This is a genomic window from Micromonospora sp. NPDC049257 (assembly GCF_040678915.1).
Classification (GTDB): Bacteria; Actinomycetota; Actinomycetes; order Mycobacteriales; family Micromonosporaceae; genus Micromonospora; species Micromonospora antibiotica.
Window position 1 is genome coordinate 780,339 of sequence record NZ_JBFAQU010000001.1, and the last position, 23,536, is coordinate 803,874.

Below are 23,536 nucleotides of genomic sequence, written 5' to 3' on the forward strand. Positions count from 1 at the left end.
GTTTGCGTCACCTTTGATCTTCAAGTTGACGCAAACCTCTTGATCACCGGGGCGGAGCGGGGCGGAGCGGGCCGGGCCGGGGCGGGCCGGGGCGGGCCGGGCGGCGCAGGGTGGGTGGGGGTTAGGGGTGGGTGGGGTAGCGGGCGCTTTCCAGGGTCCAGTCGATGGTGCCGCGGACCGCGTTCGCTATGCCGTCGAGGTGGGCGGTGACGGATTCGTCCAGCGCGGGGCCGAACGACGGGACCGCGGCGCGTTGCGCCTGGAAGCGGGCCATCGTGTCTCGCCACCGCTCGGCGACCAGCTCCACCGCCTCCGCCACCGGCACGTTCCGCTCGGCGGCCAGCGCCAGCACCAGGTTGTGCCCACCCGAGGTGACCCGGTCCCGTTCCATCGAGGCGAGGTCGTTGTACCAGGAGAGCAGGTCGTTGCCGAGGGTGCCGATCCGGCGCAGCAGTGGATGGTGGTACACCGCGTCGGGCAGCACCCGGCCCCCGACGAACTCGATCAGCGGATACGACACGTACGCCGCCGAGGTGGCCCGGCGCAGCGCGATGTACTCGGCCACCCCGGGCACCCGCCCGTTCTCCTTCGCCACCGCCTCCCGCCAGTTGCCGTCCAGGTGGTCGCCGACCGCGTCGGCGAACCGCAGCCGCCAGCGCGCCGGCATCCGGCGGCGGGGGGACCGCCACGCCTCCACCAGCAGCCGGCGCAGCGGACCACCGAAGTTCGGGTGTCGCCGTCGGGGGCCGTCGTGCAGCAGGGTCAGCGTCCCTCGCCGCAGGGCCCGGATCTGCTCCGAGGGCAGCCGGTCCGGCCCGTCGCAGGCGTCGTCGACCAGGAAGAACCAGGTGAACAGGGCGGCCACGGTACGCAGGTCCGGTTCGCTCGCGTCCGGATAGAGGCGGCCGGCGTACCGGGCGAAGCCCGCCCGGTCGAGCCGGTGCAACGCCTCGGTGCCCAACGGCAGGCCCAGTCGGGGCAAGCGGTCCAACAACCAGTCCTGCACCCCCTCGGCGTACGGGGAGAGCCGGGGAGGGATCGGGCACGCCGACCGTAACGACCAGAGGATCTCGTCGACCATTACCGATGTCTCCCCCGTACGATGTGGATCATCCGATCGCAGCATCGCAGGTCCGCCGCTGACGCGCCGTCCGGGCTGGTCGACGAACGCCTGGTCCGCAGGCATGACGACGGTGAGTGGATCAACCGGTCCCGCCCCGTGATGCGGTCGTCGGGTCGGGACGCGCGGAGAGTGTGACCGCCGGAGCGGACGGGCGATTGCGGGGGTGGGCGGCGGCTGCCGGCGTACACCAGGCAGGCTGGGCGTATGCGCGAACCATGGGTGGTGGGGGTTTCGGGGGCGTCCGGCACCCCGTACGCGGCGGCCGTCGTCCGGGGGTTGCTCGACGCCGGGCAGCCGGTGGATCTGATCGTGTCCCGGGCCGCCCGGTTGACCGTTCTCGACGAGACCGGCCGGCCGTTCCGGGACGGCCACTGGGCCGAGGACCTCGCCGGTTGGCTGGGCCGCGACCTGACGGGCGACGACGTACGACACTGGCCGGCCGGCGACATCGCGGCCGGCCCGAGCAGCGGCTCCTACCGGGTACGCGGGATGGCGGTGGTGCCGGCCAGCACGGCGGCCTGCGCCGGCATCGCCATCGGCCTGTCGAAGGATCTGCTGCAACGCGCCGCCGAGGTCAACCTCAAGGAGCGGCGGCCGGTGGTGCTGGTGCCCCGGGAGACCCCGGTGACCCGCAGCCACCTGGAACACCTGATCGCGCTGCACGACGCCGGTGCGGTGGTGCTGCCGGCCAGCCCCGGCTTCTACGGCGCGGGGGCGTCGGCCACCGCTCAGCAGTTGGTCGACTTCGTCGCCGGCAAGGTGCTGGACGCCCTGGGGGTGCCGCACACCCTGTTCCGGCGCTGGGCGGGCCAGTTGGCCGCCGGGCGCTGACCACCACGACCGCCGCCGTCGACCGGAACGTGTGCCCGGCCGCCGGAACGTGTGCCCGGCCGGTTCCGGGCGACCGGAACTGTGCCCGGCCGCCGGGAGATGTGCCTGGCTGCTGCCGTCTACCGAGCCGTGTGGCCGGTCGCCGTCGTCGACCGGGACGGGTGTCGGGGCGCAACGATCGGTCCCGGCCGGCCGCTACCCGGTCAAGCGGCGGCGGGCCGGACCTTTCGGCCGGCCCGCGCGTCCGTCTCGCACCATTCAGTACATCCCGGCATTGGCCGGACCCGGCCCGGTCGAGGCGGCTGGGCCCACATTGCGTGGTTTGCCCATGTCATCCGCCTCGTCCAACATGCCCTCCCCTTCCAGCAGGGCCCGCACCTCGGATTCCCGAAACCGGCGATGCCCGCCTGGAGTCCGGATGCTGCCTATCCGGCCGGCCGCCGCCCACCGCGTCACAGTCTTCGGGTCCACCCGAAACAGTGCGGCGACCTCACCCGGTGTCAGCAGGCGATCTCCAGTGTCCACAGCCCCCTCCTCGCGTCGACGAAGCCCTCGGCTGAACACACTGCCCCCGGCCGGTGCGAGCCCAGAGCCGTCATGAGGGACGTATGGCAATTACAGCACCAGCGAACTGGCCTGTCCGCCAAACGCGAAAAACGCACGGAGTGGGAAGTTAGTAAATGGTACCGGCGCGGGACTCCCTTGACCGTCGGTCTGCGAACTGTCACCTGCTGTCAGATCCAACGGATGCCGGTCGCCGGACGTTACGCCCCAACGGATAGGCTCACCCTCCGTGGACGCGATCGACCGGAGCCTCGTCGAACTACTGCGCGGTAACGCCCGCCTGTCGTACGCCGAGCTGGCCCGGCAGGTCGGCCTCTCCGCGCCGGCCGTGCACGAACGGGTCGGCAAGCTGGAGTCCAGCGGCGTCATCCGGGCCTACCGGGCCGAGGTCGAGCCGGAAGCCATCGGCCTCGGGGTGACCGCGTTGATCGGCATCGTCGAGGACTCCGGCGGGGACACCGACGACGTGCTGGAGACGTTCCGGCAGATGCCCGAGATCGAATCCTGCTATTTCATGGCCGGCGTCGAGTCTTTCCTGCTCAAGGCTCGGGTAGGCACCATCGCCGAGCTGGAGCAGCTGATCGTGCGGCTGAGCCGTACCCCCGGGGTGGCCTCCACCCGCACGGGCATCGCGCTGTCGACCAAGTGGGAGAACCGGCCCCAGCCGATCGACCCGCCGGCCTCCTGACCGGCCGGCACGCCACCCACCGGTCCCCCTCCCGTCGGCCGTACGCGCAGCGTGGCCGTCCCCGCCGTCGGCGGCGGATGCCGGGTCGACCCGAACGCGAGCCGACCTCGCTTGTACCGTTGCCGTCGTGACTCATCTGGAGCGGTGCGACGAGGCCAGCCGGGTCTGGGTGACCGAGGCGATCGCCGCGGTGGAGGCCGACGCCAACCGGTCGGCCGACACCCACCTGCTGCCGTTCCCGCTGCCCCGGCAGTGGGGGATCGACCTCTATCTCAAGGACGAGTCGGTGCACCCCACCGGCTCGCTCAAGCACCGGTTGGCCCGATCGCTGTTCCTCTACGGGCTCTGCAACGGCTGGATCGGGCCGGCGACCACGGTGATCGAGGCGTCCTCCGGCTCGACGGCGGTCTCCGAGGCGTACTTCGCCCGGATGCTCGGGCTACCGTTCGTCGCCGTGATGCCCGCCTCCACCTCACCCGAGAAGATCGCCCAGATCGAATTCCACGGCGGGCGTTGCCACCTGGTCGACGACCCGGCCAAGGTGGTGGTCGAGGCGCGCTGGCTCGCCGAGGACAGCGGCGGGCACTTCATGGACCAGTTCACCTACGCCGAACGGGCCACCGACTGGCGGGGCAACAACAACATCGCCGAGTCGATCTATGCCCAGCTCTCCCTGGAACGGCACCCGGTGCCCGCCTGGATCGTGGTCGGTGCGGGCACCGGCGGCACCAGTGCCACCATCGGCCGGTACGCCCGCTTCCAGCGGCTGCCCACCAAGCTCTGCGTGGTCGACCCGGAGAACTCGGCGTTCTACCCGGCGTGGCAGGCCGCCGACTGGTCGGTACGCACCGGGCGGGGTTCCCGGATCGAAGGGATCGGTCGACCCACCGTCGAGGCGTCCTTCCTCCCCTCGGTGGTGGACCGGATGACCCAGGTGCCGGACGCCGCCTCACTGGCCGCCATGCGGGCCGGCTCGGCGGTGCTCGGCCGGCGGGTCGGCGGCTCGACCGGCACCAACCTGTGGGGGGCGTTCGGGTTGATCGCCGAGCTGCTCGCGCAGGGTCGGACGGGCTCGGTGGTCACCCTGATCTGCGACGCCGGGGAGCGGTACACCGACACCTACTACGACGACGGGTGGGTGGCCGCACAGGGCCTCGACCTGACCCCGCACCTGGCCACCATCGACCGGTTCCTCACCACCGGCGACTGGCCGACCTGACGGCGTCGCGGTGGCTGGCCGGCAGTGCCACCGCGGTCGACACCGTGGACGTGCCGCGCCGCCGGGTAGCGGCCGTAACCCGGCGGGCTCCAGCCGCCGTGCGGTCGGCTGCCGACCATGCTGCTCCTCGGACAGGCCGAGCCCACCCCAGCCGTCCGCCGGCTCCCCGGCGAGGGCGCGGATCAGCCCAGGTCCGCCCGGTCGGCGAGGCCGGGGTAGTGCCGGACCAACCCCTCGCCGTCCACCTCCAACTCGGTGCGGAAGGTGTCGCTGGTGAAACCCACCCGACCCGGCCCGAGCGCGGTGTAGACCTGCTCGCCGGCCACCACCTCCAGGCTCGGCGTCAGCACCCAGGCCACGGTGATCCGGTGTTCGGTGCTGGACGTCGCCCCGGCCAACCCCAGTCTGCGGATCGGCAGGCTGTTGAACAGCGCCGAGCCGGCCAGGTCGACGTCGACGGCGTCGTGCAGCCGGTCGGTGTCCTCGATGCCGGGTAGGCCGGCCGGTGGCTGCCCGGCCGCCCGCAGCACCGCGTCCAGGTCGCCCTGCTCGCCGGTCGTCACCCGCCAGCCGTCCGTCCCGCGTTCCAGGCGTACGGTCCGCGACCAACCGGCCCCCTCGGCCTCCACGGCGAGCGAGTCTGTGCCCCCGTCCGCGCCGGTCACCAGCCGGTAGCGGCAGGTGTGGGGGACCGGGTCGACGGCCAGTTGGGTGCCGTGCGCGGCGAACCGGGGGCCGTCGTCGAGGACGGCGTACTCGGCCCCGGCAGTGTCCGTCCGGCTCCAGAACAGTGATCGTGCCATGGTCCGGACGTTACGCCAGCCGGACGCAGCCGGCAGCGCATGCGCGAACGCCGCCCCGGAGCGCGGGCTCCGGGGCGGCGTCGGACAGCACGGATCAGTGGGTACGCGCCGGGGGCCGACCGCCGAAGCCCTGCCGGTCGTCACGCGGCCGGTCGTCGCGGACCCGGCCCTCGGTGCGGAACCCGCCCCGACGGTCGGTGGCACGCGGCTCACCGGCACCGAACCGGCGTTCCCCGGAACGCTGCTCGCCCCGGGTGTCCCGGTCACCGAAACGCTGCTCGCCCCGGTCACCGAAACGCCTGTCGCTGCGGTCGCCGTAACCCCGGTCGGCCGGTGCGCGATCCCCGTAACTCCGGTCGCCGCTGGGCCGGTCGCCGTAGCCGCGCTCGCCGGTGGGTCGGGCGCTGTAGCTCCGGTCGCCGGTGGGCCGGTCGCCGCCGTAGCCGCGCTCGCCGGTGGGTCGGGCGCTGTAGCTCCGGTCGCCGGTGGGTCGGGTGCCGTAACCCCGGTCGCCGCCGTAGCCGCGCTCGCCGCTGGGTCGGGCGCTGTAACCCCGGTCGCCGGTGGGCCGGTCGCCGTAGCTCCGCTCGCCGGCCGGCCGGGCGCCGTAGCCCTGGTCGCCGCCGTGACCCCGGCTGTCGCGACTGCCGGAGTAGCCCCGGCTGTCACGGTTGCCGCCGTAGCTGCGGGAGTCCCGGTCGCCGAAGCGGCGCGGGCGGTCACCGTGCCGGCGGGGCTCGGGCTCCTCGCGGACCACGACGGGGACGCCGCTCGGCTCACGGGCCCCGGTCAGCTCGGTCAGCACCGCGTCACCGACCCGGACCCGGGTCTCCGCCGGGGACACGCCGGCCTTCTCCATCATCGCCAGCGTGGTCCGCCGCTGCTTGGGCAGCACCAGCGTGGCCACCGCGCCCGACTCGCCGGCCCGAGCGGTACGACCCGCCCGGTGCAGGTAGTCCTTCGGGTCCTTCGGCGGGTCGATGTGCAGCACCAGGGAGACCCCGTCGACGTGGATGCCCCGGGCCGCCACGTCGGTGGCGACCAGCACGTCCATCCGCCCCTCCTTGAACTCGGCGAGGGTCTTGGTACGCATCCGCTGGGTCTTGCCGCCGTGCAACCCACCGGCCCGTACGCCGACCGCGCCGAGCTGCTCCACCAGCCGGTCGACCCCGAGCTGGGTACGGGCGAAGAGCATGGTCCGGCCGGGGCGGGCCGCGATCGACGCCGCCACGGCGAACTTGTCGTGCGGCGGGATCAACAGCAGGTGGTGGTCCATGGTGGACACCGACGCGGTCGACGGGGCGGTGGAGTGCGTCACCGGGTCGGTCATGAACCGCCTGACCAGGGTGTCGACGTCACCGTCCAGGGTGGCCGAGAAGAGCAGCCGCTGGGCGTTCGCCGGGGTCTTGGCGAGCAACTCGGTGACCTCGGGGAGGAAGCCCATGTCGGCCATCTGGTCGGCCTCGTCCAGCACGGTCACCTCGACGTCGTCCAGGACGCAGACGCCCCGGTTGATCAGGTCGCCGAGCCGGCCGGGGGTGGCCACCACGATCTCGACACCCCGGCGCAGCGCGTCGACCTGCCGGTCGTACGGGACGCCGCCGACGGCGGTCTTGAGGAAGATCCCGACGGCCTTGCCGAGCGGCAGCAGCGCGTCGTTGACCTGCATCGCCAGCTCGCGGGTGGGGACCAGGACCAGGGCGCGCGGGTGCAGCGGCCGGGCCCGGTTGCGTTCGGCCAGCCGGGCGATGATCGGCAGGCCGAAGGCGAGGGTCTTGCCGGAGCCGGTCTGGCCCCGACCGAGCACGTCGCGGCCGGCGAGGGCGTCGGGCAGGGTGGCCCGCTGGATCTCGAACGGGGTGGTGATGCCCTGCCGGGCGAGGGTGTCGACCAGCTGCCGGGGCAGTCCCAGGTCGGCGAAGCCCACGACGGGGGCGGCCGGAGCGGGTTCGTTGCCGGTGGCGTCACCGGTCGGCAGGTCGTGGGCGGACGGAATGGTGCCGGAGTCAACAGAGGTGGTCAAGAAAGGCCTTTCGAGCGGGGCGCATCTTCGCGATGGCCCGCCGCAGCATGAGGTACGCCGCCGAATCGCCCGCAAGATCGCCCAGGGGCACGCCACGCGCGCCAGGTCAGTGATCCCGACCAGTGTACGGCGATCCGGCGGTGCCGCCAGTGAACCCCGAGCCGGTAGTGGGCGGACTCACCCCGATCCGGTGGGCCTCGTCCGCCCGACGGATACGCCCACCAGCACCTGCGTGCCGCCCCCGTCGGCCCGGCCTCACTCGGACAGCATGTTGCCGACCAGCCCGTCCATCACGTCGTTGGCGAGTAGGACGACCAGCACGCTGATCGCGACCAGCAGCCCGAGTGAAGCGGCGAGCACGATCACCACCCGGGTGGTTCGGGATCGCGGGGCCGGCGTGTCGGACCACCCCTGGGCCAGGATGTGCCCGGTCAGCGAGCCGGAGTTCTCTACCGGGTTGGCTGCCGGGAACGCGATCGTGGAGTGCCCCGGGCCGTCGGTGCCGCCGTAGCCGATGCTCGCCAGGTCCGGACCGCCCCGGTACGAGGTGCCGGTGGCGGGGCGGGCCACGCCGTCGGTCGTCCCGACCGGGGCGGGGGCGAAGCGGGGTGGTTCGGGCGGTGCGGGTGCCGGCACCACCGGCAGCGCCGACGTCGCCCCGTCAGCGGACGGGTCGGGCACGACCGGGGCCCGGAACGTCGGGGTGGTCGCGCCGACGGCACCCGACCCGGTGCTCGCCACCGGTGCCGGGGGCGCGGACGCCGGTGGGGTGAAGGTGGGTGGGGGCGGGGATGCGGGTGGGGTGACGGCAGCGGCCGGCGGGAGCGGGGGCGCGGACACGGACGGCGGCGCCGAGGTGGGCGCGGTGAAGGCGACGGGTGCCGGGGCTGACGGTGTCGCGGCGGGCGGGCTGGTGGTGCCGGCGGCGGGCGGGCCGACGGTGCCGGCGGGGGGCGGATTGGCGGTGCCGGCGGCGGTGCGGACGACCGCGGAGGCGCTGGCCCGGACGGTCGGGGTCGCGCGGCCGGGCATGGCCGGTGGCGGCGGGAACGGGGGCGCCGGCATCGGGCCGGGCGGTGCCGGCGACGGCGGCACCACCGGACCCGGGGGCGGCACCGGCGGCCCCGGCACGGGTGGGACCGGACCGGGCGGGACCGGGGTGGGACCCGGCGGAGGGCCGGGCAGCGGCGGGACCGGCGCGGGGAACGGGCCGGGCGCGGGCGGCTCGGGGGTGAACGGCGTGGGACTCGGGGCCGGCTCGGGAACGGGCGACGGCCGCGGGGCCGGCGACGGCTCGGGGGCGGGCTCCGGGTCCGGGGTGGGCGGCTGGACCGGGGCCGGTGGGGTGGAGGGCTGCCCCGGGGTCGGCGGGGTGGGTGGCTGGGCCGGGGTCGGGGGCTGCGCCGGCTCGGGCGGCTCCGGGCTGACCGGTGCCGACCGGTACACCCCGGGGGCCGCGTCACCGGGCCGGGTCCCCGCGCCCGCTGCCGCGCCTTCGGCCTCGGCGGCGGAGATGCGACTCAGCCCGGGGACCGAAACGCTGGCCCGGGCCGTCCCGCCGTCCGATCCGCCGCGTTGTTCGGGAACACCGCCCGGGGTGGCCGGGCGGACCGGGCCCGAACCGCCGGGAGCCGGGTCACCCGGTTCGGGTGTTCGCGAGGCGGGGACGGTGGACGGGCCGGCGGCGGTGGGGCTGCCCGCCCGGTAGGTGGTCGCGGTGGCCACCCCGGAGGGCAGTTCGTCGCCCTCGGGCGGCACGGTCATGGTGTGCACGCTGGCCGTGGCGCGGGCCGACCCGTCGGCGGTCGGGCCAGGCCGGGCCGACCCGTCGGCGGCCGGACCTGGCCGGGCCGGGGTGTCGGCGGTTCCGGTGGGCCGGCCGGGGGCCTCGGTGGGTCGGCCCGGGGGGTCGGAGGTCGCGGCACCGGACCGGTCGGGGGCGTCGGCGGACACGACGGGTCGGTCCGGGCTGCCGGTGGCCGGGTCGGGCACGGATCCCTGGTCGACGTGTCGCACCGGAACCTCTTGCTCAGCCATGATCGCCCTCCGCGCACCCTCGCACCCGTGCCCTGTGAACGGCGACCGGATGTGCCTCGTGTCACCGTGCCACATCTCGCCCCGTCGGCACAGTCGGAGTGCCGAGGGTGGTCGCAACGGTGGCGGTCGGTCAGCTCCCGGTGCTCGCCGAGGCGGAGGTGGACGCCGACCGGCTGCTCTCCGGGGCGCCGGTGCTGCCGCCCGTGGTCGGGTTGGTGCTGCTGTCCGGTGTGCCGGTGCCGGTGCCGGAGACGCTCGGTGTCGGGTCGGGGCTCTTGCTCGGCGTGGGCGTGGGCTTCGGCGTCGGTGGCTTCGTCGGTGCGGTGGTCGACGTCGGCCGGGGCGTGGGCGGCTTCGGCGACGCGGTGGTGGGCTTCGGGGAGGGCGTGGTGGGCTTCGGCGACGCGGTGGTGGGCTTCGGCGTCGGGGACGGCGTCGGGACCTGGGTGATCGGGGAACCGGGGGTGTTCACCGCGCCGACGACCCGGGTGGCGGCGTAGAGACCGGACCACCGGACCTGGGAGATCTTGACCACGTCCCCGCTGCGTGGCGCCTGCACCATCCGCCCCCCGCCGATGTACATGGCGACGTGGTGGATGGTCGTCCAGCTGCTGCCCGAGGCGAAGAAGAGCAGGTCGCCGGGGAGTAGGGCCGCCTGGGAGACCGTCCGGCTCCGCGTGGCGTAGTACTGGTCGCGGGCGACCCGGGGCAGGTCGTAATAGCCGGCGGACCGGTAGGCGGCCCACATCAGCCCCGAGCAGTCGAAGCGGTCCGGGCCTTCGGCCGCCCACAGGTAGGGGTCGCCGAGCTGCGCGAGCGCGTACCGCACGGCGGCGAGCGCCTGCGGGCTGGCGTTCAGCCCGGTGCTGCTCTGCCCCTCGACGTACGCCGCACCCAGCTTCTGCTCGGCGGCCTCCTGCTGCTTTTCCAGCGCGATGAGCTGGGCCTGGTTGTCCGCGCGCAGCTTGGCGATCTTGGCGTCGTTGTCGCGCAGCGCCTTCTGCACCGCGGCGAACTGTTCCTCCGCCCGCCGGACCCGGTCGGTGGCGGCGGTGACCGCCTGGGCGGCGACCTGCTCGGCCGTCCGGGCCCGGGACAGTTCGCCGGCCGCCGCGGTGGTCTCGTCGTCGGCCTGCTGCCCCCGGGAGACCCGCTGCAGGACGCTCAGCCCGTGCAGGTCGCGGGCCAGTTCACCGGGCGGCAGGGCGGCGGCGGCCTTGAAGGCGTTCGCGGCGACGGCGTTGGCCTGCTGCTCCGCCACGGTCAGCGCGCCCCGGGCCCGGGTCAGCTCACCCTGGACGCCGGTGAGCTGGACCCGTGCGTCGTCGCGTTGCTTCTGCAACTGCAGGAGTTGGTCGGCGAGCTGACCGTTCTGCGCGGTCAGGGTGTCGATCTGGGACAGCAGCGGGCTGGTCGGTAGCCCGCCGACCGGCAGGGTCGGGTAGCTGGGCTGGCCCGGGAGCGGGTAGCCGGGCGTCGCCGCGCCGGGCAGCTGCAACCCGCCGGTGACCACCGGCCGGGAACCGGTGTCCGGGACGGTGTTGGGCAGCGGCGGCTCGGCATAGGCCGGGGTGGCCAGGACCATCGCGGCGACCGCGCCGAGCAGCGCCGACCAGAGCGCCGGCCGCAGCACCGGGGAGATCACCGGGACCCTGCGTCGTCGCTGTCGTCGCCCGTGCCCGCTGTCGACCATTCCGCTCCCTGTGCCGCGTGATGGTGCCGCCGCCTTAGGTGGGGCGCGACGACCCGGGACGCCGCCGGTGTGCGCCGCGTCCCATCCTGTCTTACCGCACCGGGACAACGATGTCGATGCGTGAGCAGCTTGGAGAACCCTGGGAGTACGGGTGAGGTAGGTCGCTGGCGGTGCCCGTCCTGCCGACCTGTCGCTCGTCCGACGTAGGCTCGATCCGACCGCAGGTGGAAGGGACGTGGCTTTTCGATGGACGCCGGACTCAAGCGTGAGCTCGAAGCGAAGGTGTACGCGGGGGAGCGACTGACCCGCTCGGACGGGATCGCCCTCTATGAGAGCGACGACCTGACCTGGTTGGGCCGGCTGGCCCACCACCGGCGTACGGAGTTGAACGGCGAACGGGTGATGTTCAACGTCAACCGGCACCTCAACCTGACGAACGTCTGTTCCGCCTCGTGTGCGTACTGCTCGTTCCAGCGCAAGCCGGGCGAGAAGGACGCGTACACGATGCGTATCGAGGAGGCGGTCCGCAAGGCCAAGGAGATGGAGGACGAGCAGCTCACCGAGTTGCACATCGTCAACGGCCTGCACCCCACGTTGCCCTGGCGCTACTACCCGAAGGTGCTGCGGGAGCTGAAGGCGGCGCTGCCCAACGTCAAGCTCAAGTGTTTCACCGCGACCGAGGTGCAGTGGTTCGAGAAGATCAGTGGCCTGTCGGCCGACGAGATCCTCGACGAGCTGATGGACGCCGGCCTGGAGTCGTTGACCGGCGGCGGCGCGGAGATCTTCGACTGGGAGGTCCGCCAGCACATCGTCGACCACGCCTGCCACTGGGAGGACTGGTCCCGGATCCACGCGTTGGCCCACGCCAAGGGCATGAAGACCCCGGCGACGATGCTCTACGGCCACATCGAGGAGCCCCGGCACCGGGTCGACCACGTGCTGCGGTTGCGTGAGTTGCAGGACGAGACCGGCGGGTTCGCGGTCTTCATCCCGCTGCGCTACCAGCACGACTTCGTCGACTCGGCGGACGGCAAGATCCGTAACCGGATCCAGGCGCGCACCACGATGGCCTCGCCGGCCGAGTCGCTCAAGACGTTCGCGGTGTCCCGGTTGTTGTTCGACAACGTCCCGCACGTGAAGAACTTCTGGGTGATGCACGGCCTGTCGGTGGCCCAGCTCTCGCTCAACTTCGGCGTGGACGACCTGGACGGCTCGGTCGTCGAATACAAGATCACCCACGACGCCGACTCGTACGGCACCCCGAACACCATGCACCGCGACGACCTACTGCACCTGATCTGGGACGCCGGCTTCCAGCCGGTCGAGCGGGACACCCGCTACAACGTGGTCCGCGAGTACGACCGGGCACCCGCGTTGGCGTCCCGGCGTGCCGAGCCGCAGCAGGTCTGGGCCTGACCCGGCCGTATGCTCGTCACACCATGACCGGACAGCAGCCGACCGCGCAGCAGCGCAGCGGGTTTCCCCGCCGCGACACCGAGGGACGCATCCTCACCCTGGGTGACCTGCTCGGGGTGAGCCTGGCCGGTTGGGTGATCGGCGTGCTGGCGCTGGTGCTCTTCGACTGGGCGTTCGCCGTGGCCGGCGCGGGCGACTTCGGCCGTACCAACGGCTGGCTCGCGGTGATCCTGCCGGTCTGGCTGTTCTGGGACGAATTCCGGGCCTGGGACTTCGGCGCGGCCCGGGTGGTGGCGGCCCTGTTCGCCGCGGTGGTCGCGGTGGTCGCCGGGCTGCTGGTGGCGGGCCTGGCCGCCGGGCTCGCGCCGCTGTTCACCGGTGGGTTGGCCGCGCTCGCGTTCACCGTCGGGTACGCGGTGCTCTGGTTCCAGGGCGTGCACTGGCTGGCCCGACGGACGGGCTGAACCACCCGGCTGCGGGCCTCCCGACGCAGCAGCCGGGCGTTCCGACGCAGAATCAAGGAGTGGGCAACGTGGGCGCGAGCAGCGAGCGGGGTGTGCGAGCCCTGCGGTCGCGGATGAGGATGGTCCGGTGAGCGCGGCGGTGAAGTACACGCTGGCCCGGATCGGGCTGTTCCTGGTGGTCGTGGCGGCGTTGTGGCCGGTCGGGATGAACCTCTTCCTGAAGCTGATGGTGGCGTTGATCTTTTCCGCCGCCGCGTCGTTCTTCCTGCTCCGGGGCTGGCGGGACCAGATGGCCGAGGAGGTGGCCGCCGCCGCCGAGCGGCGACGCGCGGAGAAGGAGCGGCTCCGCTCCGCCCTGGCCGGCGACGACCACCCCGGCGGGGACGCCCCGCGCCCCTGATCCCCGCCCGCCCCGCGGACACGCCCCGCCCCCCGCGGACACGCCCCGCGCCCTCTCCGGCCCCCGCCCTGGTGATCAAGAGGTTTGCGCCAACTTCGATCTTCAACCTGACGCAAACCTCTTGATCGCCAGGCACCAGCGACGCATCGCGTCCTACCGGGCGTGATCCACTCCAGGTTGACTCAAGAGCGGTATCGCTGCCTGGCGATACCGCTACTTCGGCTCCCGAGAGTGGATCTTGAGCCGGGTCACCAGTTGGTCGAGCCCGGGACCACCGGCCATGGGCGGTCGATCGGCTTGATCAGGTAGGCGATGCCGCCCGACCCACCGGCCACCGTGCCGTTCGCCCGGTAGCGCTTGGTGCGTAGCCAGATCTGCTCGAACTGGTCGCGTCGGTAGACGTTGCGGACCTCGGCGTTGGACGCCGACGCCGGGTCGTTGACGATCACGTCGCCGTCGGCGGTGAAGCCGACGATCACGAAGAGGTGCCCGGAGGTGCCGTAGTTCGACCCGTCCAGCTCGGTGTCGAGGAAGGACTGCGAGGTGACCACGGGGATGCCGGCCCGGATGAACCGTTCCGCCTCGTCGAGGGAGTGCAGTCGGGTGACCCGGGCCTCGATGCCGGGGAAGCTGGCCGCGTACGCGGTGTTGAACGGCCAGTTGCCCGCGCCTTCGTACTCGTTGTCCCAGGTCATCCGGGCGGCGTGGACGACCTGCGGGTCGGGGTGGTCGGGGTCGATCCAGGACAGGTCGGCCGCCGACGGCAGCTTGCCGTAGTGCTCCAGCACCATCGTGGTGGACGTCGGGCTGCACCAGACCTGACCGCCGCCGCCCCACTCGGGGTAGCTGCCCCGGTGGATCATCTGGGAGCGGGCCGGCACGGGCAGTTCGGTGCCCCAGGCGATGTGGCCCCGGCTCGGGGTGACGGTGAACCGGTCCGGCACGTGCGAACTCATCGCGCCGAGCATCCGGACCCGGGGCGCGGCGGCCTGACCGGGTGCGCGGTAGAGGGTGAGCCGCAGTTGGTACGACCGCAGCAGCACCCCGGCGGCGGCGTCGTCGATGGCGAAGGTGTCGGTCCACACGCTGGACCAGGGGTCGCCCTGACCGTCCAGGGTGGCGCGGGCGATGTCGCGGTCACCGGAGGCCCAGCGGGCCATGACGTACCACGGGGTGTGGTCGCCGGTGGTGTAGGTGCCCTGGAGTTCGACCTGAAGCCAGGTGCCGGTGGGGGTGTCGGCGTTCCAGGAGGCGACCAGTTCGGTGGCGTCGAAGCCGATCGTGGTGGGTGGCGAGGTCCAGGTGGCGTACTCCCAGGTGCGGGTGGTGCCGGTGTGCGGGTCGGTGAACTCGGTGGTGCCGGCCGGGCGGCCGATGGTGAGACCGGCGCGGTGCCCGGGTGCGGCGTACGTGCCCCGGTGGGTGCCGGCCCGCCAGTCGGGGTGCCGGGACCACTCCTGGAAGGTGATCTGCTCGTCGTGTCCGCCCGGGGGCGGGCGGTCCCCGGCGGGTGGGGGCGTCCCGGTGGGTGACGGGCCGGCGGCGTGGACGGGTGCGGTGCTGGCGAGCAGGGTGAGGGTGGCGACGCCGACCAGGGCGACCGCGCGCAGGGCTCTGCTGGACATGGCAACTCCGCGGGGTGGGGAATCGTTGTCGTTCACTGTCCCGCCCGGCAGGAAGTTTCGCCAGGGCTTGCAGACGAGAAAGTCATTGCCGATGTGACGATCCGGTCGGGATGGTTGGAGACAGTCACGGATATTGATATGACCATGTGACTCCTGGTGAAGTGGGCACACAACGGGATCTCCCGTACCCCGAGGAGGATGTTCATGGCCTTCCGCACCTCCCCCTTCCGGCGTCGCCTGGCGCTCGCCGTCGTCGCCGGCCTCGGCCTGACCGCCGTCGCCACCGGGCCGGTCTCCGCGCGCCCGGCCCCGGAGCCCGAGCCCGCCGCCGCCGAATACCGGGTGCTCGGCCCGCGTACCCTCGCCGACCGCAACGCCGTCGCCCGCACCGGCGCGGCGATCGACTCCGCTGAACACGGCGTGCTGTACGTCTCGGCGACCCGGTCCGAGGCAGCCGCGATCACCCGGCTCGGTTTCCGGCTGGAGCGGGAGACCGCGCCGGCTCCCGCCGAGGGGGCCAGTGCCCTCGCCTTCCCCCCGGCCGACTCGAACTACCACGACTACGCCGAGCTGACCACAGTGGTCAACCAGGTGGTCGCCGACCACCCGGCCATCGCCCGCAAGATCAGCATCGGTCGGTCGTACGAGGGCCGCGACCTGATGGCGGTGAAGATCTCCGACAACGTCGGCACCGACGAGGCCGAACCGGAGATCCTGTTCAACTCCCAGCAGCACGCCCGCGAGCACCTGACCGTCGAGATGGCGATCTACCTGCTGAACCTGTTCACCGACAGCTACGGCACCGACTCGCGGATCACCAGCATCGTCAACTCCCGGGAGATCTGGATCGTCCCCACGGTCAACCCGGACGGCAGCGAGTACGACATCGCCACCGGCTCCTACCGGTCCTGGCGCAAGAACCGGCAGCCCAACAGCGGCGCGGCGGCGGTCGGCACCGACCTGAACCGCAACTGGGGCTACAACTGGGGCTGCTGCGGCGGCTCGTCCGGTGCGCCGTCGTCGAGCACCTACCGGGGGCCGTCCGCCTTCTCCGCGCCGGAGACCAAGGCGCTGCGGGACTTCGTCAACAGCCGGGTCGTCGGCGGGGTGCAGCAGATCAAGGCCAACATCGACTGGCACACCTACTCGCAGCTGGTGCTCTGGCCGTTCGGCTACACCACGGCCAACACCCCCAGTGGGATGACCGCCGACCAGTACAACACCTTCGCCACCCTCGGGCAGCGGATGGCGGCCACCAACGGCTACACCCCCGAGCAGTCCAGCGACCTCTACATCACCGACGGCGACAGCCTCGACTGGATGTGGGCGACCCACAAGATCTGGGCGTACACCTTCGAGATGTACCCCGGGTCGTCCGGGGCCGGTGGCGGCTTCTACCCGCCCGACGAGGTGATCCCCGCCCAGACCTCCCGCAACAAGGAGGCGGTGCTGCTCCTGTCGGAGTACGCCGACTGCCCCTACCGGGTCATCAACAAGCAGAGCACCTACTGCTGACCCACCGGACGTGACTCCGGGTGGGGTCCCGTAAGCCCCCGACGGGACCCCACCCACCCCCACCGACCAGACGATCTTCGCTGGTCGTGCGCTACCGTGGCACCCGATCGACCCGCAGCGAAGCCGGTGCGAAACCGGCGCTGTCCCGCAACTGAGATGCCCCACCGTGGTTCCCGGCCCCGCCGGTGACCCGCCCCGGCGCCCGGCCCGAGTGGCCGGCGTCGTCGTGTGTGGGGACGAGCCAGGTCGCCTGCGGTCGGTCGCGACACGCGCTCTCGAGGAAGGGCGCCTCGCGGACGGGCACGCCAGCGGCCCTGTCGGCGAAGCACCACGCTCCTCGACCGACAGGAGGACCGATGTCCCGACGTACCCCCCGGTTGTTCGCCGCGACCCTCGCGGTGGCTGCCCTCGCCCTCGGCGCATGCGCCGAGAAGACCTCCGACGACACCCCCGCCGCCGGCAGCAGCTCCGCCGCCGCCTTCCCGGCCACCGTCGGCAACCTCACGCTGGACAAGCGGCCTGAGAAGATCGTCTCGCTGTCGCCCACCGCGACCGAGATGCTGTTCGCCATCGGGGCCGGCAAGCAGGTCACCGCCGTCGACGACCAGTCGAACCACCCGGCCGACGCGCCCAAGAGCGAGCTGTCCGGCTTCCAGCCCAACGCCGAGGCGATCGCCGGCAAGAACCCCGACCTGGTGGTGCTCGCCAACGACACCAACAAGATCGTCGCCCAGCTCACCGCGCTGAAGGTCCCGGTGCTGCTCACCCCGGCGGCGGCCACCCTCGACGACACCTACCGGCAGCTAACCGACCTGGGCACGCTCACCGGCCACCCGACCGAGGCGGCCGACGTGACCACCCGGATGAAGGACGAGATCGGCAAGCTCACCAAGGACCTGCCGCAGCGGTCCACCAAGCTGACCTACTACCACGAGCTGGGGCCGGAGCTGTACAGCGCGACCAGCAAGACCTTCATCGGCTCGATCTACGCGCTGGCCGGGCTGCAGAACATCGCCGACGCCTCCGACGCCGACGGCAAGAACGGCGGCTACCCGCAGCTCTCCCAGGAGGTCATCGTCAAGGCGAACCCCGACTTCGTCTTCCTGGCCGACGTGAAGTGCTGCCAGCAGAGCGCCGACACGGTCAAGGCGCGCAGCGGCTGGGCCGGCATCACCGCCGTCAAGAACAACCAGGTCGTCGCGCTCGACGACGACGTCGCCTCCCGCTGGGGACCGCGCGTGGTCGACCTGCTCCGGTCGATCGTCGACGCCACCGCCAAGGTGCCCGCGTGACGGTCCACCCCCGGTGACCGTGCGCCCCACCGGCCCCGGACCGGCCGGGACGCCCGACGCGTCCCGGCCGTCCGGCCTGCCCGAACCCGGCCCGGCCGCCGCCGCAATCTCCCCGGCCGGGTCCGCCGGGGCCGATGTGCCGACCGGTGGGCGCGGTCGGGACGGTGGCCGCGAGTCCCGCTCGGTCGGGTCCGCGTCCGCGCCGGGTGGACGGCCCGGCGTCGGGTGGGTCCGCACCCCGAAGGTCGCCGCCGGTACGCCCCGACCGGCCGGGCTGCGTAAGCGTTGGCTCGCCGCCGGGGTGCTCGCCGTGCTGGTGGCCCTGGTCGCCGGGGTGTCCCTCGGCCCGGTGGGCCTGCCCCCCGGCAGCGTCGCCGCCGAACTGCTCAACCTGCTGCCCGGGGTACGCCTCGACAGCGGGCTGACCGAACGCGAGATCGCCATCGTCACCGAGCTGCGGCTGCCCCGGGTGGTGCTCGGCCTGCTCGTCGGTGCTCTGCTCGCCCTGGCCGGCGGCTGCTACCAGGGCGTGTTCCGCAACCCGCTGGCCGACCCGTACCTGCTGGGGGTGGCGGCCGGCGCGGGGCTCGCGGTGACCGCCGTGATCACGCTGGGCGGTGTCGGGGCGGGCGGGGCGCTGACCGGGATGCCCGTCACGATCCCGCTCGCCGCGTTCGTCGGCTCGCTCGGGGCGGTCGCCCTGACGTACCTGCTCGGGGCGGCCGGCGGGCGGGACCGGTCACCGGCCACCCTGATCCTGGCCGGGGTGGCGGTGTCGGCGTTCCTCTCCGCCGGGCAGACGTACCTGCTGCAACGGCACTCCGACAGCATCCAGATGGTCTACTCCTGGCTGCTCGGGCGGCTGGGCACCGCCGGTTGGGGCGACGTCCGGCTGATCCTGCCGTACTTCGTGCTGACCGCCGTGGTGGTGCTGCTGCACCGGCGGGAACTCGACGTGCTTTCCGTCGGCGACGACGAGGCGGCCAGCCTCGGCCTGCACCCGCAGCGGTCCCGCTACCTGCTGATCGCCGCCGCCTCGCTCGGCACCGCCGCCGCGGTCTCCGCGTCCGGCCTGATCGGCTTCGTGGGGATCATCGTGCCGCACACCGTACGGCTGCTGGCCGGGTCGAGCTACCGGGTGATCCTGCCGCTGTCGATGCTCTTCGGCGGGGCGTTCCTGGCGCTGACCGACGTGGTCGCCCGGACCGCCGCCGCCCCCGCCGAGATCCCCATCGGCGTGGTGACCGCCCTGCTCGGCGGCCCGTTCTTCGTCCTGGTCCTGCGCACCGCCCGCCGGGTCTTCCCGTGAGCGCGAGGAGTGAGCCGGTGTTGCGAGCCCCGCAGTCGCGAACGAAAGGCGGTCCCGTGAGCGCGAGGAGTGAGCCGGTGTTGCGAGCCCCGCAGTCGCGAACGAAAGGCGGTCCCGTGAGCGGTCCGGCGGTCGAGGTGCGGGGGCTGCACGTGCGGCTCGGTGGGGAGGTGATCCTGGCCGGCGTCGACCTGACGGTCGCCGCGGGTGAGTGGGTCACCGTGATCGGACCGAACGGTGCCGGCAAGTCGACCCTGCTGCGGGCCGTCGGCGGCCTGCTGCCCGCCCCGGGCGCGGTCTCGCTGTTCGGTACGCCGTCCGGCGCGTTGCGTCGCCGGGACCGGGCCCGGGTGGTGGCGACGGTGGCGCAGTCCCCGGTGGTGCCGGCGGGCATGTCGGTGTTCGACTACGTACTGCTGGGGCGGACCCCGTACATCGCGCCGTTGGGGCGGGAGTCGGCGGCGGACCTGGCCGCCGTGCACGACGTGTTGGACCGGTTGGATCTGACCGGGTTCCAGCGGCGGGAGCTGGCGACCCTCTCCGGCGGGGAGCGGCAGCGGGTCTTCCTGGCCCGGGCGCTCGCCCAGGGCGCCACCCTGCTGTTGCTGGACGAGCCGACCAGCGCGTTGGACATCGGCCACCAGCAGGAGGTGTTTGAGTTGGTCGACCAGTTGCGCCGGGCGCACGGCCTGACCGTGCTGGCCACCATGCACGACCTCTCCGTCGCCGGTGAGTACGCCGACCGGATGGTGCTGCTCGCCGACGGCCGGGTCGTCGCGGCGGGCCCACCCGAGCAGGTGCTCACCGAGGAGTTGCTGTCCCACCACTACCGGGCCCGGGTCCGGGTCATCCCCGGCGACCACGGCCCGCTGGTGGTCCCCACCCGCCCCGAGCCACGGCGAACCTGAGGGTCGACGGTGCCGGGCCGCGCGGTCGACGGTGCCGGCGGGCGTCCGGATGCCGTCGGGCGGCTGGTCAGGGGGTGTCGGCGGCGGGGCGAAGCAGGGAGAAGTAGGCGCCCTGGGGGTCGCGGAGGGCGGCACGGCGGCCCAGCAGGGTGTCCCGGGGTGGGGTGACGATGGTGCCGCCGAGGGTGGTGGCGCGGGCGGCGGTCGCGTCCACGTCGGCCACCGCGAAGAACACCGACCAGTACGCCGGCCGCGCGCCACCGTCGTCTGTCGTCGGCAGCATCCCGGCCACGATCCGCGCCCCGCACCGCCAGCCGGTGTAGCCGGGCCCACCGGCGGGTTGCTCCTCGGGGTGCCAGCCGAAGACCAGTTCGTAGAAGACCTTCGCGCCTTCGGGGTCGGGGCTGACCAGTTCGTTCCAGCACATCGCCCCGGGGGCGTCGAGCAACTCCGCGCCGGGCATCCGCATCGGCTGCCAGACGCTGAACACCGCGCCGGCCGGGTCGGCGAAGACCGCCATCCGCCCCGCGTCGAGGACGTCGAACGGGGCGACCAGCACCTGCCCGCCGGCCGCCTCGACCCGGGTGGTGACCAGGTCGGTGTCGTCGGTCGCCACGTACGTCGACCAGACCGGCAGTTGGTCCGGGTCGGCCGGTGGGCCGGCGCCCGCCACCGCCCGGCCGTCGCGGTGGAAGGTGGTGTAGCCGGCCGGCCCGGGTTCCGGTGTGATCCGGCCGGTCCAGCCGAACAGTTCCGGGTAGAACCGCCGGGCGGCGTCCAGGTCGGGGGTCGCCAGGTCGGTCCAGCAGGGCGTGCCCGCGGCGACGGTGCGCACGTCGGCCCCTCTCGGCTGCGGGGGCGTGCCGGCGCGACGCCCTGCCGGCATCGTGGCACCGGTCGCCGGTCACCGGGCCGAACCGGCGAAAGGTCAACTGAACCGGCGACCCTCGTCGCGCCGGTACGCCCAGCCGGAGAGGGCGGCGAGCAGCACGATCCAGACCCCGAGCATGGCCAGGGCGAGCGGGTCGGGCCGCCAGTCGCCGACCGCCGCCCACATCAGTTCGACCGCCCCCCGGGTGGGCAGGAACGGCGCGACCACCTGGATGAAGCCGGGCGCGTCGCCCGGGGCGGAGAGCAGGCCGCCGCCGAAGGCCAGCGGGAAGAAGATGACCTGCGCGACGACGATCGCCGCCTTGCTCGGCAGCGAGTAGCCGATGGCGAGACCGAGCAGGGTGAACGGCACCGACACGACCGCGACGGTGACCGCGCCGAGCAGCAGCCCGACCGGGGTGACCCGGGCGGCCGTGGCGACCGCCGCGATGATCACGACGGGCAGCATCGACAGGTAGGTCAGCACCAGCCCGGCCAGGATCCGCCCGGCCAGGCGGGGTCCGGGCCCCGCCGGCAGGGTCCGGGTGTACGGGTTCCACGGCTGGTCGCGGTCCTCGGCGACGCCGATGCCGTACTGGAAGATGTTGGCGCTCATCACCGCGAAGGTGACCATCGCGGCGGTGGCGTAGGTGGCGCCGGTCGGGTCGTCCCCGGCGAACGGGACGACGAAGAAGAGCATCGCGGCGGCGGGGAAGAAGGCGCTGCCTACCACGGCGACGGGGACGCGGATGATCTCAAGGAGCTGGTAGCGGGCGTGAACCAGGGTGAGCGGCACGGCGTCGACTCCTCAGGCGGTGGGTCGGCCGCCGACGGCGGCGCTGGTGGCGGTGCCGGTCCCGGTCGGGTCGGCGGTGGTCCGGGTCGGGTCGGCGGTGGTCCCGGCGGCGGTGATGGTGAGGAACGCCTCCTCCAACGAGGTGGGGCGGACCTCCAGGTCACGGAACGCCACCCCGGCGGTGACCAGGTCGCGGACCAGTTGGTCGGCGTCGGTGGTGAGCAGGTGGGTACGTCCGTCGGTGTGCTCGGTGGCGACCACGCCGGGCAGCGCGGGCAGGTCGTCGGCGGCCAGGCTGACCCGGCGGACGCCGACGATGTCGCGGATCGCGCCGACGGTGTCGTCGGCGAGCACCCGGCCCTGCCCGAGCACCACGACCCGCTGCGCCAACGCCTCCACCTCTTCGAGGTAGTGGCTGCTCAGCAGCACCGTCCCGCCGTCGGCGTGGAACGACCGGATGGCCTCCCACAGGGTGTGCCGGGCCTCGACGTCGAGCCCGGTGGTGGGTTCGTCGAGGACGACCAGCCGGGGCCGGCCGACGAAGGCCAGTGCGACGGCGAGCCGTCGCCGTTGCCCCCCGGAGAGCCCGCCGGTCTGTCGTTTCGCCTGGTCGGTGAGGCCGAACCGGTCGAGCAGTTCGCCCCGGGGCACCGGGTCGGGGAAGTGCGCGGCGACGAAGTCGACCACCTCGCCGACCCGGAGGGTGCCGGGCAGGCCGGTCTCCTGCGGGGTGACGCCGAGTTGCCGCCGGGCGGCCGGCTGGCGGGGGTCGCCGCCGAAGAGTTCGACCCGGCCGGCGCTGGGCCGGCGCAGCCCGACCAGCATGTTGATCAGGGTGCTCTTGCCGGCGCCGTTCGGCCCGAGCAGGCCGACGAGTTCTCCGGCGGAGACGGTCAGGTCGACCCGGTCGAGGGCGAGGACGTCGCCGTACCGGCGGGTGGCCTGGTCGGCGTGGGCGAGGATCATCGGGTCTCCCTGGGGTCGGGCGGGTCGAGCAGGGCGCGGATGTTCTCGGTGTATTCCTCGAAGGCCCGCCGCCCGCGCCGGCTGAGCCGGACCAGGGTGGTCGGGGTGCGTCCGCGGTGGGTCTTGTCGATCTCGACGTAGCCGGCGTCCTCCAGCTTGCGCAGGTGGACGGAGAGGTTGCCGGCGGTCATCGCGAGTAGTTCCTGGAGGCGGGGGAAGGTGATCCGGTCGCCGTCGGCCAGGGTGGCGAGGGTGACCACCACCCGCAGGCGGGCCTGGGCGTGGATGACCGGGTCGAGTTCGGTCATCCGTGCCGCCGCCGGGCGAGCGCGCCGGCCACCAGCAGTCCACCGCCACCGGCCACCGAGACCACCAGCGCGTGCCAGCCGGGGCCGGCGATGACGCCGACGATGTTGACGGCGGTGAGCCAGACGCCGAGGCGGAACAGGGTGCGGTCGAGCCAGATCGCCCCGCCGGCCATGTGCAGGGCGCCGGTCAGCCCCACCGACAGCGCCGACCAGAGCAGCCCGGCGAGATCGGGCGGCAGGCTGTCGGTGACCCGGCCGATCACCACGGACAGGCTGAAGAACCCGAGGCCCCAGGCCGTGCCGTACCACCTGCCGCGCTGCGCGGACTCGCCCGCGACGTGCCGGTAGGCGCGGGCGCTGCCCACTCCGAAGACCACCGCGGCGGCGGCGAGCAGCACGAACAGCAGGGTCAGCGGCAGCCAGGCCGGCATGTCGACGAGGGTGCGCCCGTCGGGGGAGAACCGCAGGAAGTAGACCCCGAAGCCGATCAGCCAGGCGAATCCCCAGGGCCAGTAGTGCACCCGGGGGTCGGGTTCGAGCCGTTGGACCGTGCTGGCCTGCTGCTCGCGGATCAGCCGCATCGCCTCGGCGGCGTCGAGCGGGGCGGCTTCGTCATCGGGGGTCATGCAAACTACTTTAAAACACAAAGTCGAGGGGTGGTGGGCCGGGTCGCCCACCGGACAGCG

21 protein-coding genes and 1 pseudogene are annotated in these 23,536 nt (G+C 73.2%); 10 read left to right on the forward strand and 12 right to left on the reverse strand.

Going from position 1 to position 23,536, the window contains the following annotated elements:
- Nucleotides 1-121 precede the first annotated feature (121 nt).
- Complete coding sequence (locus tag AB0K25_RS03530; protein WP_357532963.1) at nucleotides 122-1,081, reverse strand: terpene synthase; 960 nt, start codon at nucleotides 1,079-1,081, stop codon at nucleotides 122-124.
- Nucleotides 1,082-1,327: 246 nt separating this feature from the next.
- Between AB0K25_RS03530 and AB0K25_RS03535 the strand changes: the two genes are divergently transcribed.
- Nucleotides 1,328-1,954 (forward strand): UbiX family flavin prenyltransferase, encoded by a 627-nt coding sequence (locus tag AB0K25_RS03535; protein ID WP_208565475.1) that lies wholly within the window; start codon nucleotides 1,328-1,330, stop codon nucleotides 1,952-1,954.
- Between the two features lie 258 nt (nucleotides 1,955-2,212).
- On the opposite strand, the gene AB0K25_RS03540 is transcribed toward AB0K25_RS03535, so the two are convergent.
- A complete protein-coding gene (locus tag AB0K25_RS03540; RefSeq protein WP_084261470.1) occupies nucleotides 2,213-2,479 on the reverse strand; it encodes a BldC family transcriptional regulator in 267 nt (88 codons plus the stop codon).
- A gap of 268 nt (nucleotides 2,480-2,747) precedes the next feature.
- Between AB0K25_RS03540 and AB0K25_RS03545 the strand changes: the two genes are divergently transcribed.
- Both AB0K25_RS03545 and AB0K25_RS03550 read left to right on the forward strand, forming a co-directional pair.
- Nucleotides 2,748-3,206 carry an Lrp/AsnC family transcriptional regulator gene (locus AB0K25_RS03545; protein WP_208565476.1) on the forward strand — a complete coding sequence of 153 codons (459 nt, stop codon included), beginning with the start codon at nucleotides 2,748-2,750 and terminating at the stop codon, nucleotides 3,204-3,206.
- Nucleotides 3,207-3,333: 127 nt separating this feature from the next.
- Nucleotides 3,334-4,425, forward strand: a complete 1,092-nt coding sequence (locus AB0K25_RS03550; protein WP_219465810.1) for a PLP-dependent cysteine synthase family protein — start codon at nucleotides 3,334-3,336, stop codon at nucleotides 4,423-4,425.
- A 182-nt stretch (nucleotides 4,426-4,607) separates the two neighbouring features.
- Here the strand turns inward: AB0K25_RS03550 and AB0K25_RS03555 are convergent, their stop codons facing one another.
- The 4 genes from AB0K25_RS03555 to AB0K25_RS03570 form a co-directional block, all read right to left on the reverse strand.
- Nucleotides 4,608-5,228: a putative glycolipid-binding domain-containing protein gene (locus AB0K25_RS03555; protein WP_219465812.1), complete on the reverse strand. Its 621-nt coding sequence runs from the start codon at nucleotides 5,226-5,228 to the stop codon at nucleotides 4,608-4,610.
- Between the two features lie 94 nt (nucleotides 5,229-5,322).
- Nucleotides 5,323-7,206 (reverse strand): DEAD/DEAH box helicase, encoded by a 1,884-nt coding sequence (locus AB0K25_RS03560; RefSeq protein WP_363818299.1) that lies wholly within the window; start codon nucleotides 7,204-7,206, stop codon nucleotides 5,323-5,325.
- Between the two features lie 300 nt (nucleotides 7,207-7,506).
- Nucleotides 7,507-9,288 (reverse strand): hypothetical protein, encoded by a 1,782-nt coding sequence (locus AB0K25_RS03565; RefSeq protein WP_363818155.1) that lies wholly within the window; start codon nucleotides 9,286-9,288, stop codon nucleotides 7,507-7,509.
- A 130-nt stretch (nucleotides 9,289-9,418) separates the two neighbouring features.
- Entirely contained in the window at nucleotides 9,419-10,981 is a 1,563-nt protein-coding gene (locus AB0K25_RS03570) for a C40 family peptidase (protein WP_363818158.1), read from the reverse strand.
- Between the two features lie 246 nt (nucleotides 10,982-11,227).
- Here AB0K25_RS03570 and mqnE point away from each other — a divergent pair, with 246 nt between their 5' ends.
- The 3 genes from mqnE (at nucleotide 11,228) to AB0K25_RS03585 (ending at nucleotide 13,261) form a co-directional block, all read left to right on the forward strand.
- Nucleotides 11,228-12,397 carry an aminofutalosine synthase MqnE gene (gene mqnE / locus AB0K25_RS03575; protein WP_219465818.1) on the forward strand — a complete coding sequence of 390 codons (1,170 nt, stop codon included), beginning with the start codon at nucleotides 11,228-11,230 and terminating at the stop codon, nucleotides 12,395-12,397.
- A gap of 23 nt (nucleotides 12,398-12,420) precedes the next feature.
- Nucleotides 12,421-12,861 carry a hypothetical protein gene (locus AB0K25_RS03580; RefSeq protein WP_219465820.1) on the forward strand — a complete coding sequence of 147 codons (441 nt, stop codon included), beginning with the start codon at nucleotides 12,421-12,423 and terminating at the stop codon, nucleotides 12,859-12,861.
- A gap of 127 nt (nucleotides 12,862-12,988) precedes the next feature.
- Nucleotides 12,989-13,261 carry a DUF4229 domain-containing protein gene (locus tag AB0K25_RS03585; RefSeq protein WP_204958639.1) on the forward strand — a complete coding sequence of 91 codons (273 nt, stop codon included), beginning with the start codon at nucleotides 12,989-12,991 and terminating at the stop codon, nucleotides 13,259-13,261.
- A gap of 248 nt (nucleotides 13,262-13,509) precedes the next feature.
- On the opposite strand, the gene AB0K25_RS03590 is transcribed toward AB0K25_RS03585, so the two are convergent.
- Nucleotides 13,510-14,886, reverse strand: coding sequence for a C39 family peptidase (locus AB0K25_RS03590; protein ID WP_363818162.1), 1,377 nt, complete (start codon nucleotides 14,884-14,886; stop codon nucleotides 13,510-13,512).
- A 204-nt stretch (nucleotides 14,887-15,090) separates the two neighbouring features.
- Here AB0K25_RS03590 and AB0K25_RS03595 point away from each other — a divergent pair.
- The 4 genes and pseudogenes from AB0K25_RS03595 to AB0K25_RS03610 form a co-directional block, all read left to right on the forward strand.
- A pseudogene (locus AB0K25_RS03595) lies at nucleotides 15,091-16,386 on the forward strand (M14 family metallopeptidase); the annotation flags it as partial.
- A gap of 371 nt (nucleotides 16,387-16,757) precedes the next feature.
- The gene (locus AB0K25_RS03600) at nucleotides 16,758-17,693 is read left to right on the forward strand and encodes an ABC transporter substrate-binding protein (RefSeq protein WP_219465823.1); all 936 of its coding nucleotides are present in this window, start codon (nucleotides 16,758-16,760) and stop codon (nucleotides 17,691-17,693) included.
- 274 nt (nucleotides 17,694-17,967) lie between these two features.
- On the forward strand, nucleotides 17,968-19,002 hold the full coding sequence (locus tag AB0K25_RS03605; RefSeq protein WP_219470593.1) for an iron ABC transporter permease: 1,035 nt from the start codon (nucleotides 17,968-17,970) through the stop codon (nucleotides 19,000-19,002).
- Nucleotides 19,003-19,118: 116 nt separating this feature from the next.
- Nucleotides 19,119-19,910, forward strand: coding sequence for an ABC transporter ATP-binding protein (locus AB0K25_RS03610; RefSeq protein ID WP_363818165.1), 792 nt, complete (start codon nucleotides 19,119-19,121; stop codon nucleotides 19,908-19,910).
- Nucleotides 19,911-19,977: 67 nt separating this feature from the next.
- On the opposite strand, the gene AB0K25_RS03615 is transcribed toward AB0K25_RS03610, so the two are convergent.
- From AB0K25_RS03615 to AB0K25_RS03635, 5 genes are all read right to left on the reverse strand, one after another.
- Nucleotides 19,978-20,745 carry a VOC family protein gene (locus tag AB0K25_RS03615; RefSeq protein WP_357532976.1) on the reverse strand — a complete coding sequence of 256 codons (768 nt, stop codon included), beginning with the start codon at nucleotides 20,743-20,745 and terminating at the stop codon, nucleotides 19,978-19,980.
- Nucleotides 20,746-20,838: 93 nt separating this feature from the next.
- Complete coding sequence (locus AB0K25_RS03620; protein WP_219465826.1) at nucleotides 20,839-21,576, reverse strand: ABC transporter permease; 738 nt, start codon at nucleotides 21,574-21,576, stop codon at nucleotides 20,839-20,841.
- Nucleotides 21,577-21,588: 12 nt separating this feature from the next.
- Nucleotides 21,589-22,542: an ABC transporter ATP-binding protein gene (locus AB0K25_RS03625; RefSeq protein ID WP_363818168.1), complete on the reverse strand. Its 954-nt coding sequence runs from the start codon at nucleotides 22,540-22,542 to the stop codon at nucleotides 21,589-21,591.
- Nucleotides 22,539-22,850 (reverse strand): transcriptional regulator, encoded by a 312-nt coding sequence (locus AB0K25_RS03630; RefSeq protein WP_219465831.1) that lies wholly within the window; start codon nucleotides 22,848-22,850, stop codon nucleotides 22,539-22,541. Before AB0K25_RS03630 ends, AB0K25_RS03625 begins: the two co-directional genes overlap by 4 nt.
- A complete protein-coding gene (locus AB0K25_RS03635) occupies nucleotides 22,847-23,476 on the reverse strand; it encodes a transporter (protein ID WP_208565493.1) in 630 nt (209 codons plus the stop codon). Before AB0K25_RS03635 ends, AB0K25_RS03630 begins: the two co-directional genes overlap by 4 nt.
- Nucleotides 23,477-23,536 lie beyond the last annotated feature (60 nt).

Coding starts and splice junctions, on each gene's coding strand:
- AB0K25_RS03530 (WP_357532963.1), bottom strand. CDS start 1,081: ATGGTCGACGAGATCCTCTGGTCGTTACGGTCGGCGTGCCCGATCCCT.
- AB0K25_RS03535 (WP_208565475.1), top strand. CDS start 1,328: ATGCGCGAACCATGGGTGGTGGGGGTTTCGGGGGCGTCCGGCACCCCG.
- AB0K25_RS03555 (WP_219465812.1), bottom strand. CDS start 5,228: ATGGCACGATCACTGTTCTGGAGCCGGACGGACACTGCCGGGGCCGAG.
- AB0K25_RS03565 (WP_363818155.1), bottom strand. CDS start 9,288: ATGGCTGAGCAAGAGGTTCCGGTGCGACACGTCGACCAGGGATCCGTG.
- AB0K25_RS03570 (WP_363818158.1), bottom strand. CDS start 10,981: ATGGTCGACAGCGGGCACGGGCGACGACAGCGACGACGCAGGGTCCCG.
- mqnE (WP_219465818.1), top strand. CDS start 11,228: ATGGACGCCGGACTCAAGCGTGAGCTCGAAGCGAAGGTGTACGCGGGG.
- AB0K25_RS03580 (WP_219465820.1), top strand. CDS start 12,421: ATGACCGGACAGCAGCCGACCGCGCAGCAGCGCAGCGGGTTTCCCCGC.
- AB0K25_RS03590 (WP_363818162.1), bottom strand. CDS start 14,886: ATGTCCAGCAGAGCCCTGCGCGCGGTCGCCCTGGTCGGCGTCGCCACC.
- AB0K25_RS03600 (WP_219465823.1), top strand. CDS start 16,758: ATGTCCCGACGTACCCCCCGGTTGTTCGCCGCGACCCTCGCGGTGGCT.
- AB0K25_RS03625 (WP_363818168.1), bottom strand. CDS start 22,542: ATGATCCTCGCCCACGCCGACCAGGCCACCCGCCGGTACGGCGACGTC.
- AB0K25_RS03630 (WP_219465831.1), bottom strand. CDS start 22,850: ATGACCGAACTCGACCCGGTCATCCACGCCCAGGCCCGCCTGCGGGTG.
- AB0K25_RS03635 (WP_208565493.1), bottom strand. CDS start 23,476: ATGACCCCCGATGACGAAGCCGCCCCGCTCGACGCCGCCGAGGCGATG.